Raw genomic sequence first — 13,655 nt, 5'->3', positions numbered from 1 at the left:
AGCTCCTCACCCTTCCAGGTTCCGGAGCCTCCAACCAACCCGGGGTGATCCAGGGTGGTCCGTGATCTCAGGGTGTGGCACCATGCGATCCATGACGACCCGAAAGGCCGATGCCGCGTAGACGGCCGAGCGCCCTGCGCGCACACTCGTGGGCGAGCCCCCGGAGTCACCGCCCGCTTCCCGAAGTCCCAGGCATCTCCAGCCGAACCCGTGCGGCCATCGCACGAATCGAGTTCGAGCACCAGTACTTGTGGCCCGGAGCCGTTGCCGAGGCTCTCGCCGAGTACCGGCAGTTCCTCCGCCAACCTGGCCGCTATCTCTATGTATCGAATCCGGACTGCCCCTTCTGCTACCCGGTAGAGGCCCGCGACACCCTGGAACACGCCCTGCGACGTCTTCGGCATCCGGCCAGGACGGAGCTTTCACGGATCACGGCGAAGCTGGACGAGGAGCTCCAACGCCGGACACTCCCCGATCCCCGACCGCGTCTCCCATCAGGACCCTTCGACGGATGGTGGTACCACCGCCTCTACGAACAATGATTGTCTCCGTGTACGGCGAAGGGTCCCGGCGCAAACCGAGACCCTTCGTTTCCACGGTGTTCTTCACGACCTCATGCGGCGAGCGCGTCGAGATGCGTTGGTTGGCCACCTCGCGCTGGCCGTCGATGCACTTGGCGTAGACCTTGAGCATCACGTCCACCCCGTGCCCTGCCCGCTCGGCCGCCTCCGGGGCATGCACCCCGGCGTTGAGCCACAGCGACACCGCCGCGTGCCGCAGGTCGTACGGCCGGGCCGCCAGCGGCGAGGCCACCTGGTCGGGCGTGAAGGCCAGCATCCGGGCCTCCTTCCAGACCTTGGCGTACGCCGACCCGGAGATCAGGCCGCCCGTCCGGGCGCGGAACAGCTGGCCGTCCGCGCCGACGCCGAACCTGTCGAGGTGCTCCCGCAGGATGGCCACCAGCTCCGGCGGGATCGGCACCTCCCTGGTCTCCTTCCGGTGCCGGTGCTTCAAGCCGCGATCGTCGTGCGTCTCCCCCGAGTCGGTGAACCGCTTGTTGCTCTGCGGCTTGGTCCTCTCCAGCGTCAGCAACCCCCACCCGGTCGAGGGCAGGTGGCAGTCTTTCCTACTCAGCCCCGCCGCCTCAGCCGGACGCAGACCGCCGAAGTACATGCAGGCGAACATCGCCGCCAGCATCGGCCCGCGCGAGCGGCCCACGTAGGTCACCGCGGTCAGCAGCTCACGCGCCTGAGCCGGATTGACCACCGAGCGGCGATCGACCTCGCCCGTGGACTTGATCTTGCGGAGCTTCACCTTGTGCAGCGGGTTCGCCGGAAGCTCCTCCAACTCCACCGCGTACTCCAGCACGTGATGGAAGACCGCCCGCTTGCGCCGGTAGGTCGAGGTGGCCGCCGCCGTGCCGTCCAGGAGCAGTGCCAGCGCCTCCAGAGCCGCCCGGGTGTGCTTGGCCTCCTCCAGAGCGCTCAGGGGCAGCGAAGCCGCCTCCAGCCACCGCACCGCACGGGTGATCTCCGGCGAGGGGTCCGGTCGGCGATCCTCCGGCAGGAAGGAGAACTCCCGCAGCGCCCGCCGGATCGTCTCGTCATCGGGACGGCCGGGCAGGTCTTTCGTGAGCACCGGCGTGACGTTGGCCAGGGCGTCCGTCATGCCCTCGCGGGTCTTGGCCGCCGCGTGCGGCCACCAGGCGTGGTGAACTACTCCGACTCCACGGAAGACAGGGCACATCAATCCGCTCGGCGTCCTCCTTGAGCGCGTCGGCGGTCCGGAGCTTGGCGGCCTCGGTACCTGTCAAACCTGTTGAGACATCAAGCCACGTTCGGTGTCTGTGCTGAGGCCTCGGCTTCGTCGGCTTCGGCCACCGCCGTCGGCTTGTTGATCCATACACGGGAGGGCAGCGGCGGCGGGCTCGGCCGCCGGCCGCGGAACCGCTCGGGATGCGCCAGGAACGCCGCGTTCAGGGTGGCTGCCCGCCGGGCATGGATCGCGACCGCCGGAACCATCGTCCACCGAGGCGGGGGTGTGCATCCCGATCCCGAAATTGCGGTGTTCGGTGTTGTAGTAGCGGAAGAACTGCTCGCAGAAGACGTTGGCGTCCTCGACTCCCCCGGGAAAGCCGGGCAGTACTTGAACGTCTTGAACTGCGCTTCGGAATACGGGTTGTCGTTGGAGACGCGCGGCCGGGAACGGGATTGGTCGACGCCCAGCAGTGCCGGCAGCCCGGAGACGGTGTTCGACGTCATCGCGGTCCCGCGGTCGGCGTGGATCGCCTCCGGGGCGATCCCGTCATTGGCCTCGATCGCGTGCTCGATGAACTCCTTGGCGAGAATCCCGGTCTCGGTCGGCCAGATCTCCCACCAGATGACTTTCCTGGAGAAGATGTCGAGGATGACGTACAGCAGATAGTGCACGCCGCGCCCGGGGCCTTTCGGCTTCGTGATGTCCCACGACCACACCTGGTTCGGGCCGTCGGCGGTCAGTTCGGGTTTCCTACGCGCCCGGTGGACGGCCCGGGCGCGGCGCTCGCCGACCGTGCCGCGCATCCGCAGCAGCCGGTACATGGTGGCCTGCGAGCACAGGTAGACGCCCTCGTCCAGCAGGGTGGCCCGCACCTGGCCCGGCGACTTGTCGGCCAAGCGCGGCGAGTCCAGCACCGCCAGCACGTGCGCGCGTTCTTCTTCCGACAGTTCGGCCGGGTGGTGGAACGGGCGGCGCGGTCCCGGCCGGGGCGGGGCGGGGTTGCGGTGCCGGTGCAGCGTGGCCCGGGACGTCCCGAGAATCACGCAGGCGCGCACCGTGCCGACGGCTTCTTCCATCTCAGGGAAGTGCTCGTCGAGGATCCGGGTCACTTCTCGTCGGAGTCTGCACTGCTTGAGATGTCCTGCAGCGGCGCGAACGCTTTTCCCGCGATATCGAGGGCGGTCTTCGTCTTGCCAGGCTCGCCGGCGAGTTTGTCGTTGGCGGCCTTCAGTTTTTTGTTCTCGGCGCGCAGCCGGGCCGGTTCCTCGGCCTCAGCGCTTTTCGCCGGCTTTCCCGTCGAGGCGGCCATGGTGCCGTTCTCGGCTCGCGTGCGCCAGTGCTCGATATGGAAGTGGTACAACCGTTCCTTGCACAGCAGGGCGCCGCGCTCGGCGCTGCCCTCGGGCAGGGCGTCGAAGGCCGCGAGGGTCCGCGCCTTGTAGGCGTTGGTGAAGGTGCGCCGCTTGGGCCGCTCCGGCGGCTGGGAGGTCATGCGACCATCCTGTCTCGTCATGGCGGTCTGGTCGGCGAGGGTCATCGTCACTGTCGTGGTGGTCCTGTCTCGCCCTGCTGCACATCAGAAGGACTCATGCGCCCCATGTCTCACAGCAGTCTGACAGAGAGGGGTCGGCTCGGCACCTGCGGCATTCAGCTTGACCCGAGCGCAGGCCACACGCACCGTCTCGCGTGTGCTGTCGTGATCGAATGCGCTACTTGCGGCTGCGGCGTGGGATGCGACTGCTTGAGTGTCCGCCATGAGGCTGACGGTACCCCGTCCGTTCGCCATCGACCGGAGCTGGTAACGCGACCTGACGCCGGCGTCGTCGCGACGGCCCCGATTCATCGGCAAACATGCCGCGCCCCCGTTGAAAGCGTGGACAGCGTTGACACAATTCCCTGTTCAGGCAGGTCGGAGCGTCGTTTCCGGCAGGGATAAGTGCGTTGACGAGCGTTGACACGAACTGCGGGTTCTGCATTGCCGTCAACGCGTGGTTGGGCACGCTGCGAACTGGCCTGACGTGCTCAGATACGGGTTTGTGTCAACGCTGTCAACGAAGTGGGAGCAATCGTCAAGCCCTGTGGATCACGAGTGGACTACGAGATTCCTGACGATCTGATCGCTGCCCAGCGCGCCTCTTGATCAGGGGATGTACACCTCGTAGTAGAAGCCCGGCATATAAGGGCCACCCCCGCGGAACCAGTGACAGCCGACGAGCCCGGTGTACAGGCCGCTCTGCGCAGCGTCCTCGTAGGCGAGGTCACAGTCGGCCAGGGTCTGGTAAGGGCCCTGCAGGTACCAGTCCGGCGTCGGCCAACCCCCCGCGGCCACGGCCGTTCTGGTGTGGGTGGCGGCGAAGGCGGGTGCGGTACTAGCCAGGACGCAGGCGCCCAGCGCCACGGCGAGTACAGCGGAATGTAATCGGCGGGTCTTCATTGTGGGTGACTCCTCACATCCGGGAAGGAGAACACCTTTAGGTGAGCACCGGCCACGAGCAGTCGTCAAGACCTGGGGCAAGCTGCCCGAGGGTGACCCCCGACCGGAGAGCGCCACGATTTACAGTTCGCTGGAGCCCTGAGGTGATCTCAGCGACTTTCATTTCAGGTAGCCGTGTTCGAAATGGGTGAGAACGAGCGCGGCTTTGACGATGCCGCCGATTCTGCTGGGGCTGACGGTGATGCGCTGGAGGGTGCGCCAGCGTTGTATGAGCGGGACATCCGATCTGCGTAAGGCGTCAACCCGAGCCGGCATTTGCGGGCCGCTGACTGTTTTTTCACGTGGGGGTTCAGTGACAGACTGCCGATCATGAGTGGTGGACAGGACTCTGTCTCGATCGTGGACGCAACCTCGTGCGCGGCGGAGGGGGCCGGGAGATCCTGCCGCCAGGGCGATGAAGGCGCGTGGAGTATGGACTTCGGTGGGATGTGTGATCGCGGCGGGCTGCACTAGATTCCTGTCATGTCACTCGCCGGCATTCCCAGTCCCTCCGAAGGGGTCTGGTATCTGGGGCCGTTGCCCATCCGCGGTTACACGATCTGCATCATGCTCGGTGTCGTGGTGGCCGTCGTCATCGCCGAGCGCCGCTGGCGGAATCGCGGTGGGGCGCCGGGAACCATGCTGGACCTGGCGACGTGGGGGATCCCGTTCGGCATCGTGGGTGCGCGGCTGTACCACGTCATCACCGACTGGCAGCTGTACTTCGGGCCTGACGCCCCGCACCGGCCGATCGACGCGATCCTGATCTGGAGCGACTCCGGACCGGGCTGGCGCGGTCTGGGCGTCTGGGGCGCCGTCGCCCTGGGCGGGGTGGGCGTGTGGATCGCCTGCCGCCGCCGGGGCATCGCCCTGAGCGCGGTCGCCGACACCGTGGCCCCGGCCGTCGCCATCGGTCAGGCCATCGGCCGGTGGTGCAACTATTTCAACCAGGAGCTGTTCGGCGGCCCGACCGACCTGCCGTGGGGGTTGGAGATCGATGCGGGCCGCCCGGGGACCGTGCCGGGCGTCACCACCTATCACCCCACGTTCCTGTACGAGTCGCTGTGGAGCCTGGGCCTGGCGCTGGCACTGATCTGGATCGGCGGTCGCTTCGCGCTGCGGCACGGCCGGCTCTTCGCCCTGTATGTGGCGGGCTATACCGCGGGCCGGTTCTGGATCGAGGGCCTGCGCGTCGACCCGGCCAACGAGGTCCTCGGAATGCGGCTGAACCAGTGGACGTCGATCGCGCTGTTCCTGGGCGCGGTGGCCTATGTCTACCTGACCCGGAACAAGAGGTCCGAGGAGTCCCTGGGCGATGAACGGGTTCCCGCCGAGGTGAAGTGACCCCACGCGATGGCGCCGCCTGGCCACCGCGGGCCCTGCCGTCACGGTGTAGGGACCTTGCGCCTGCCGTGAACTGCATTCAGGCAGTTCACGCGGCATGTGAGTACTCGCGGAAAGCGCCACCGGGCCGGTCCCGCCGACATATGTTCAGGTCGGCGATCTGTCCCGGGCTCGATGACCGCCAGGAGGAAGAGGCGGTCCTCGGGAGCGAATCTCACTCTGGTGTCCACGCCGAGTCGCCGTTCGAGAACGGTGATCTGGTGGCGGAGGGCAGGGGTCTCGGTGTCCTTGTCCCGATCGCCCTTCGGCGGCGGCCGCAGCGCGGCGAAGGTGTTCGTGAGGGTCGGATAGGCCGGGCGAAAGAGCATAAGTGATCATCATGCCGCTCCCTTGGCCACCCGCTGGAACGGCGTCCGGTCAGGGTTTCCACTCCCGTCCGAGCGCGGCGCGGATCGTGCCGATGAGCTCGGCCTGCGCGCTTCGCAGGAAGAAGTGGCCACCGGGGAGGACCCGTTTCAGGAACCCCCCGGACGTCTGCTCGCGCCAGGGGTCCACCCGCGAGGGCGGCGCCTCCCTGTCCTCGGCCCCGGCGAAGGCCACGACGGGGCACGCGAGCGGCGGCCCTGACCGGTACGTGTATGTCTCGCACACGGCGAAGTCCGCGCGGATGGTCGGCAGGAGGAGTTCCAGGAGCTCGGGCGCGTCGTAGACCTCCTCGGGGAGGCCGCCCAGCGACCGCAACCTCTCGACCACGAGCGCCTGCGGTCCGTCGTGGATCCGCGGCTGCTCCCGCGGGAGCTGGGGCGCAGGACCACCGGAGACGAACAGGACCCGCGGCTCGCCGAGGCCCCGCCGGCGAAGTTCGCGTGCCAACTCGAACGCTACGAGTGAGCCCATGCTGTGGCCGAACAGGGCATAGGGAACGCCGAGCTCACCCGCCAGCGCCGACGCGAGCGCCTCGACGAGCGGCTCGACGCGGGTGAAGGCGTCGTCGCGCCAGCGTGTCTGACGGCCTGGGAGCTCGACGGCGCAGACCTCGACGTCATCGGGGAAGGCGTCGGGCCACTGCGTGTACGCCGAGGCGCTGCCCCCGGCGTAGGGCAGGCAGAAGAGCCGGAGGGCCGGCGCGGTCCGGCGCCGCGCGCCCATGACCCAGCCCTGGGCGCGCGTCGTCCGGAGTGCTTCGGTTCGGTTCACGTGTGTGTCTCCGTGGTGTGTCTGCTCGGTCGGAGGCTCCGTGGGAAGCTCAGTCGGAGGCTCCGTGGGAGACCCGTGGGAGGCTCCGTGGGAAGCTCAGTCGGAAAGCAGCGTCTGCGCCTCCTCGTCGGACATGCCCTCGATCTCGGTGAGGAGCAGGTCCTCGATGACGAGCGCGGTGTCCTCCAGCGTCGGGCTGTCGAACAGGACACGGATCGGCACCTCTATGCCGAGCACTTTGCGCAGGTGAACCACCGCGCGCATCGCCATGAGCGAATCACCGCCGAGAGCGAAGAAGTTGTCGTGCACGCCCACGTGCTCGACCTGCAGCATGCTCGACCAGACCTCGGCGACGGCCTTCTCCAGCGCCGTGCGCGGCGCCTCGTACGGCGGCGCGTCCTCTCCGGCCACGTCCTCCGGGACCACGAGCGCCCGCCGGTCGACCTTCCCGTTCGCGGTGAGCGGCAGTTCCCCGATCTCGAGGTACACGCCCGGCACCATGTACTCGGGCAGCTTCGCGCCGAGGAACGTTCGCAGGTCCTGCGGCAGCCCGTGCCCCTCCTGGGGAACGACGAACGCGACGAGCCGCTTCGCGCCGCGCGGCTCTCCCTGGACGACGACCACCGCGGCCCGGACATCCGGGTGCTGCGTCAGAGCGGCTTCGATCTCACCGAGCTCGATGCGGTACCCCTGCACCTTGACCTGGAAGTCCTCGCGTCCGAGGAACTCGATGTCGCCGCCGGGGAGGAAACGGCCGAGGTCTCCGGTCCGGTACAGGCGCTCGCCGGTCTCCGGGTGGACGATGAAACTCGCCGCGGTCTTGGCCTCGTCCCGCAGGTAGCCGCGCGCCAGGCCCACGCCGCCGATGTAGAGCTGCCCGGGGACACCCGTCGGCCGGGGGCGCAGCGCGTCGTCGAGGACGTGGAACGTCTGGTTCCTCATCGGCCTGCCGTACGGGATGCTCGTCCAGTCGGCGGGCACGTCCCCGATGGGGTGGAGGATGGACCAGATCGACGCTTCCGTCGCGCCGCCGAGGCTGATGACGTCGGGCGCGCCCAGCACCCGCCGGATGCGCGGGGGGAGGGTGACCGGGATCCAGTCGCCGCTCAGCATCACCAGCCGGAGCGCCGTTCCGGTGGCCTCCTTCACGCTCATGTGCTCGACGAGGAGCTCCATCAGCGCCGGGACGGAGTTCCAGACCGTGACCCGGGCCCGTTCCATGAGGTCAAGCCACGCGGCCGGGTCGCGCTGCGTGGCGGCGTCCGGCACGACGACGGCGCCGCCGACGGCGAGCGGGCCGAAGACGTCGTAGACCGACAGGTCGAAGCTGAGCGATGAGAGCGCGAGGACGCGGTCGTCCTCGCTCACGCCGAAGCGCTCGTTGACGTCGGCGACCGTGTTGAGGGCGCCCCGATGGTCGATCATCACGCCCTTCGGGAGGCCGGTGGAACCCGAGGTGAAGATGACGTACGCGAGGTCGTCCGGCGTGGTGGAGACGTCGGGCGACGGCGCGGTGTCCGAAAGCCCGCCGGCGGGCAGCTCGTCGACGCGCAGGACGGTTCCCGCGCCGGAGAAGCCGGAGAACCGGTCCTGCCCGGCGTCCGCGACGCGTGCCTGGGTGAGGACCGCGCGGGCCCGCCCGTGTTCCAGCAGGAAACGGATCCGCTCGTCGGGCAGTTCGGGATCGACGGGCAGGTACGCGGCGCCCGCGGCGAGGATGCCGAGAACGGCGGCGCACTGTTCCCAGCCCTTCTCCATGACCACGGCGACCAGGTCGTTCGGGCGCACGTCGAGGTCCCCGAGCCGCGCGGCGATGCCGCGGGCGCGAGCCGCCAGCTCGCCGTAGCTCATCGTGAGGCCGGGCGTGATGACGGCGGGCCGTCCGGGTGTGCGCGCCGCCGCGTCGAAGAACGGGGTGTGCAGGAGGCCCGACGGCAGCGGTCCTTCGGTCCGGTTGTACTCCTGCCGCGCGGCCAGTTCCGCGCGGGGGACGAGCGAGGGCACGGGACGGCCCCAGTGCGCCTCGTCCTCGGCGAGCCACCGCAGGAGCTCCATCGTGGCGGCGTGTATCGCCGAGACCACGCCCTCGGGGAAGAGCTCTTCGACGGCGTCGATGTCCAGCATGAGCGCGCCGTCCACCTCGTACACCTGCGCGTCGATCCAGACCTGCGGCGTCTGCGAGATGCTGTAGGCCACCTCGCCGATCGGGGTGTGGTCGGCGTAGGCGGTGAACAGGCTGGTGAACACCGCGGGCATCACAGCCGCCGCCTCACCGCGGATCTTCTTCATCTCCCTCATGACGCGGACACCGCTGAAGAGCCGGTGATCGAGGTCGGTCAGGAGCCGGTCGCGCACGGCCGCGGCGCGTGCCTCGAACGGCGCCTCGCTCACCGCGTCGATCTCCAGGAGCGTCACCGAGGTGAAGTCGCCGACGATGGCGTCGACCTGCGGGTGGAGCGGGAGCCGGTTCGCCATGGGAAGGTTCAGTGTGAAGCGGCGGTTCTTCGACCACGTCGCGAGCGCCTCGCCGTAGACGGTGAGGAGCAGCGCCGTGGGGGTGATGCCGCGGCGCGAGGCCCACGACTTGACGCGCGTCCAGGGTTCCTCCGGCAGCTCCCCCGTCCAGCGGCGGAAGCGGGGGGCGTCGATGGCGCGCGGATCGCGCGCGAGCGGGAGTTCGGGGGCGAGCGCCAGGTCCGGGATCCGCTCCTGCCAGTACGCCTCCGCGCGCCGGTACCGGTCGGTCGTCTCCAGGCTCCGCTCCGCCAGCACGTAGTCGCGGAAGGAGAGGTCGATTTCGGGCAGCGGCGTGTCCGGGTACCGGTACAGGTGCGCCAGCTCGCGCATCAGGATGTGGGAGGCCCAGGCGTCGGTGATGAGGCCGTCGATGCTGTAGTGCAGGCGGGTGCGGCCGCCGTCCATGACGGTGGCGCGCAGCTCGAACAGCGGCCACCGGTCGGGGGCGAAGACCTGGTGGGACATGGCCGCGCGGGTGCGTTCGAGCACCGCGTCGGCCTCGTCCCGGGGCAGGCCGCGGACGTCCTTGGTCGCGATGACGTAGTCGGGGACGTCCTTCAGGATCCGCTGCTCGCCGTGCGGGAGCACGATGGCGCGGAGCATGCCGTGCCGCTGGACGAGTCGGCGGAACGCCCGCTCCATCCGGGGCAGGTCCAGGTCGGGGACGTCGAACTCCTCGTATCCGTGCATGCCGACGTTTCCGATCTCGAAGACGCCGGTGCGGCCGATCCAGTACGCCTGCTGCACGTCGGTCAGCGGGAAGGGCTCGTCCGAGGAGCCGGGGTCGGGGACGATGACCGGCAGTTCCTCGGGCGGGGCGTCCGCGGCCGCCGAGCGGGCGGTGCGCACGGCCCGCGCGAGGCCGCGGATCGTCGGTTCGTCCACGAAGGCGCGCAGCGGGATCTCGACGCCGCAGACCTTGCGGACCTGCGCGACGAGCTGGGCCGCGAGCAGGGAGTGACCGCCGAGCTCGAAGAAACCGGTGGTCGGCGCGATGCGTTCCACGCCGAGGAGATCGGAGAAGACGGCGGCGACCTGGTGCTCGGTGGCGTCCTCGTAAAGGGGCGCCTCCTCGCCCGCCGTCCCGCCGGGCGCGGGGACCGCGGAGCGGTCCCCGCTCTCCTCCGCCGGTGTGACGACGACGTGGCACGCGCCGGGTTCCGCGCCCACGACGCGGACCGCCGCCCGCTCGACCGCGACGTGCTCACCGCGCGACCAGACGACGCTCGTCCACGGGATCCCGGACTCGCGCCGGAGGAGGGCGGTGTGGGACTCGACGAGGACCGCGAGGGGAGAGTGCGACACGTCGGTCCCGTCCCCGCCGGCGACGTGGATCTCGCAGGCGGAGACGGCCCCGGAGGGGGCGCCGTCGACGAGCGCCACGGCGCGCGCCAGCGTCTCGACGGCGCGGACCGCCGGTGTGCGCACGTCGAGCAGCACCAGCACGGTGCCCGGCGCGCCGGGCGTCCCCGCCTCCGCCGCCTTCGCCGCAGCCTCCGCCGCCGCTTCCACTGCGGACGGCTCCACGGTGGACAGGTCGCGCACGGTGGCTCCCGCGCGGGACAGCGACCGGCCGAACACGGCGGCCAGCGGCCCGTCGCCCACGAGCGTGTAGCGCGCGCCGGAGTGCCGGTCGGTCGCCGCGGGCCCGTCCGGCGCGGTCGCCGGCACCGGGCGGCGGTGCGCTCCGCGGAGCGCGACCGCGCCGCGCGGCGGATCCACCCAGAACCGCTCCCGTTCGAAGGGATAGGTCGGCAGCACGGTACGGCGCGGCTCCGTCCCGCCGTGCAGCGCCTCCCACGCGACGGACACGCCCCGGCACCACAGCTCACCGGCCGCGGTCAGGACCTCCCGCTCCGCGTCGCCGTCCTCGGCGGCCGACGGCAACGACGCGACCGCGCCGAGCCCGTCACCGGCGCGCGCCAGACCGGTCAGCACCCTGCCGGGGCCGACCTCCAGCAGCAGGGCGCCTGGGCGGCGCACCGTGCGCAGGCCGTCGCCGAAACGCACGGCGGAGCGGATCTGCCGTGCCCAGTACGCCGGGCTCACGGCCTCCTCCTCCGTGATCCACGTGCCGGTCACGTTCGACACGAAGGGGATCTGCGGCGGCGCGAGCCGTACCCGCGCGACCTCCGCCTCGAACGCGGCGGCGGCCCCGTCCATCATCGGCGAGTGGAACGCGTGCGAGGTCCTCAGCCGCTTCGACGCGATCCCCCGCTCGGCGAGGTCCGCCTCGAAGGCCGTGAGCGCGTCGAACGGGCCGGACACCACGCACTCGCGCGGCCCGTTCACCGCGGCGAGGGCCAGTTCGCCGCCGAGCAGCGGCACGAGCTCGGCCTCGGGCAGCGGCACGGCCGCCATCGCGCCCGCGGGCGCGGCCCGCATGAGCCGTCCGCGCGCGGCGACGAGGCGCAACGCGTCCTCCGGCGCCAGGACGTCCGCCAGGCACGCGGCGACGAGCTCACCGAGACTGTGCCCGATCATGGCCGCCGGGCGCACGCCCCAGGACATCCAGAGCCTCGCCAGCGCGTACTCCACCGCGAACAGGGCGGGCTGCGCGTACTCGGTCCGGTTGACCGCCTCTCGCGCCGCGTCCCGCTCCGCCTCCGGCGGGTGGAGCAGACGGCGGATGTCGGTGCCGAGGGCCGGTTCGAGGATCCCGGCCGCACGGTCGATCTCCGCGCGGAAGACCGGCTCGCGCTCGTACAGGGCCTGCCCCATGCGGATGCGCTGCGCGCCCTGCCCCGGGAAGGCGAAGACGACCTCGCGGTCCTTCGCCGTCTCGTGCCCGGTGCAGCCCGTCTGCGCGGGTCCGCTCAGGGCGCCGGCCGCTTCCGCCAGGCTCCGGGCCACGACGAAGCGCCGGTGCGGGAGCGTCCAGCGGCCGCGCTGCAGGGTGTACGCGACGTCGTCGAGGCGCTCGTCCGGGTGCGCGCGCAGGTACGCGGCGAGTTCCGCCGCGGCGGTCTCCAGCGCGGTGGGCGTGGCGGCCGAGACCGGCAGCACGTGCGTGCGCCGTCCCGGAGCCGCGGCCGCGCGCTCCGGCGCCTCCTCCAGCACCACGTGGGCGTTGGTGCCGCCGATCCCGAAGGAGCTGACGCCCGCGCGCAGCACGTCGCCGCGCCAGGGCGTGAGGGACGTGTTGACGTGGAACGGCCCGTCCTCCAGGCCGAGCCGCGGGTGCGGCCGGGTGACGTGGAGCGACGGCGGAATCTCCCGGGCCTTCAGCGCGAGAATCGTCTTGATCATGCCGACCACGCCCGCGGCGGTGTCGAGGTGGCCGATGTTCGTCTTCACCGAGCCGAGGGCGCAGCGGTGCGACCCGGCGCCGCCGAAGACGCTCTTGAGGGCCGCCACCTCGATGGGGTCGCCGAGCGGTGTGCCGGTGCCGTGGGCCTCCACGTACGACACGGTCGAGGGGTCCACCTCGGCGACGGCGAGCGCCTCCGTGATCACGTCGGCCTGCCCCTCGACGCTCGGGGCGGTGAAACCGACCTTCCGCGCGCCGTCGTTGTTGACCGCGGAGCCGCGGACCACCGCGTGGATCACGTCACCGTCCGCGACGGCGTCCGCGAGACGCTTCAGGACCACGACGCCCACGCCGCTCCCCGGGACGGTGCCCGCCGCGCCCTCGTCGAAGGCCCGGCAGTGGCCGTCGGGGGACATGATGCCGCCCTGCTCGAACCGGTACCCCCGCGGCCGCGCGACGACGGTCGCCCCGCCCGCGAGGGCGATGTCGCACTCGCCGCTGATCAACGCCTGGCAGGCCAGGTGGACGGCTACCAGTGACGTGGAGCACCCGGTCTGCACGCTGACGCTCGGGCCCCGCAGGTTCAGCTTGTACGACACCCGCGTCGGCACGAAGTCCTTGTCGTTGCCGATGGACGTCTGGAACGCGCCGACGCGCGCCACGAGGTCCCCGTTGGGCAGAAGGTTGTTCAGGAAGTAGGAGTTCTCCCCCACTCCCGCGTAGACGCCCGTCACAGCCTCCGTCGCGTCGGACGGATGGCCGGCGTGCTCCAACGCCTCCCACGCGCACTCGAGGAAGAGCCGGTGCTGCGGGTCGAGCATCTGCGCCTCGCGCGGCGAGAGGCCGAAGAAGCGCGCGTCGAAGCCCGCCATGTCGTCGAGGGCGCCGAACGCCGGGACGTAGTCGGGATGCGCGATCTCCTCCGGTGCGGCGCCGTCCGCGAGAAGCTCCTCCTCCGTGAAGGTCTTGATGGATTCGACACCGCCGCGCAGGTTCCGCCAGAAGTCCTCCGGGGTGCGGGCCCCGGGGACGCGGAGGGCCATACCGACGACGGCGACGGCACCGGCGGGCATCGGGTTCTCGTCACTCATAACTGCTGTCTCCAACGTCTCTGGT

7 protein-coding genes are annotated in these 13,655 nt (G+C 70.6%); 1 reads left to right on the top strand and 6 read right to left on the bottom strand.

The window, feature by feature from the left end; genetic code table 11:
* Positions 1 to 429 precede the first annotated feature (429 nt).
* The 4 genes from ABD841_RS31110 to ABD841_RS31095 form a co-directional block, all read right to left on the bottom strand.
* Positions 430 to 1,746: a tyrosine-type recombinase/integrase gene (locus ABD841_RS31110; protein WP_344979226.1), complete on the bottom strand. Its 1,317-nt coding sequence runs from the start codon at positions 1,744 to 1,746 to the stop codon at positions 430 to 432.
* An 80-nt stretch (positions 1,747 to 1,826) separates the two neighbouring features.
* Positions 1,827 to 2,681, bottom strand: a complete 855-nt coding sequence (locus ABD841_RS31105) for a DDE-type integrase/transposase/recombinase (RefSeq protein ID WP_344979224.1) — start codon at positions 2,679 to 2,681, stop codon at positions 1,827 to 1,829.
* 182 nt (positions 2,682 to 2,863) lie between these two features.
* Positions 2,864 to 3,295 (bottom strand): hypothetical protein, encoded by a 432-nt coding sequence (locus tag ABD841_RS31100; RefSeq protein WP_344979222.1) that lies wholly within the window; start codon positions 3,293 to 3,295, stop codon positions 2,864 to 2,866.
* 603 nt (positions 3,296 to 3,898) lie between these two features.
* Positions 3,899 to 4,087, bottom strand: a complete 189-nt coding sequence (locus tag ABD841_RS31095; protein ID WP_344979220.1) for a hypothetical protein — start codon at positions 4,085 to 4,087, stop codon at positions 3,899 to 3,901.
* A gap of 627 nt (positions 4,088 to 4,714) precedes the next feature.
* Between ABD841_RS31095 and lgt the strand changes: the two genes are divergently transcribed.
* A complete protein-coding gene (gene lgt, locus ABD841_RS31090; protein ID WP_344979218.1) occupies positions 4,715 to 5,575 on the top strand; it encodes a prolipoprotein diacylglyceryl transferase in 861 nt (286 codons plus the stop codon).
* 417 nt (positions 5,576 to 5,992) lie between these two features.
* Here lgt and ABD841_RS31085 read toward each other — a convergent pair whose 3' ends face one another.
* Together ABD841_RS31085 and ABD841_RS31080 are read right to left on the bottom strand one after the other, a co-directional pair.
* Positions 5,993 to 6,772 carry a thioesterase II family protein gene (locus ABD841_RS31085; protein ID WP_344979216.1) on the bottom strand — a complete coding sequence of 260 codons (780 nt, stop codon included), beginning with the start codon at positions 6,770 to 6,772 and terminating at the stop codon, positions 5,993 to 5,995.
* Between the two features lie 96 nt (positions 6,773 to 6,868).
* Positions 6,869 to 13,630 (bottom strand): hybrid non-ribosomal peptide synthetase/type I polyketide synthase, encoded by a 6,762-nt coding sequence (locus ABD841_RS31080; protein ID WP_344979214.1) that lies wholly within the window; start codon positions 13,628 to 13,630, stop codon positions 6,869 to 6,871.
* Positions 13,631 to 13,655 lie beyond the last annotated feature (25 nt).

The organism is Streptosporangium fragile (assembly GCF_039534445.1).
GTDB lineage: Bacteria > Actinomycetota > Actinomycetes > Streptosporangiales > Streptosporangiaceae > Streptosporangium > Streptosporangium fragile.
Note: the sequence above shows the minus strand (reverse complement) of the source record. Positions and strands in the feature narration are given on the sequence as shown.

What these genes read in the sequence shown, in the direction of transcription:
- lgt (WP_344979218.1), top strand. Translation starts at nt 4,715, where the DNA reads ATGTCACTCGCCGGCATTCCCAGTCCCTCCGAAGGGGTCTGGTATCTG.
- ABD841_RS31080 (WP_344979214.1), bottom strand. Translation starts at nt 13,630, where the DNA reads ATGAGTGACGAGAACCCGATGCCCGCCGGTGCCGTCGCCGTCGTCGGT.
- ABD841_RS31110 (WP_344979226.1), bottom strand. Translation starts at nt 1,746, where the DNA reads ATGTGCCCTGTCTTCCGTGGAGTCGGAGTAGTTCACCACGCCTGGTGG.
- ABD841_RS31100 (WP_344979222.1), bottom strand. Translation starts at nt 3,295, where the DNA reads ATGACCCTCGCCGACCAGACCGCCATGACGAGACAGGATGGTCGCATG.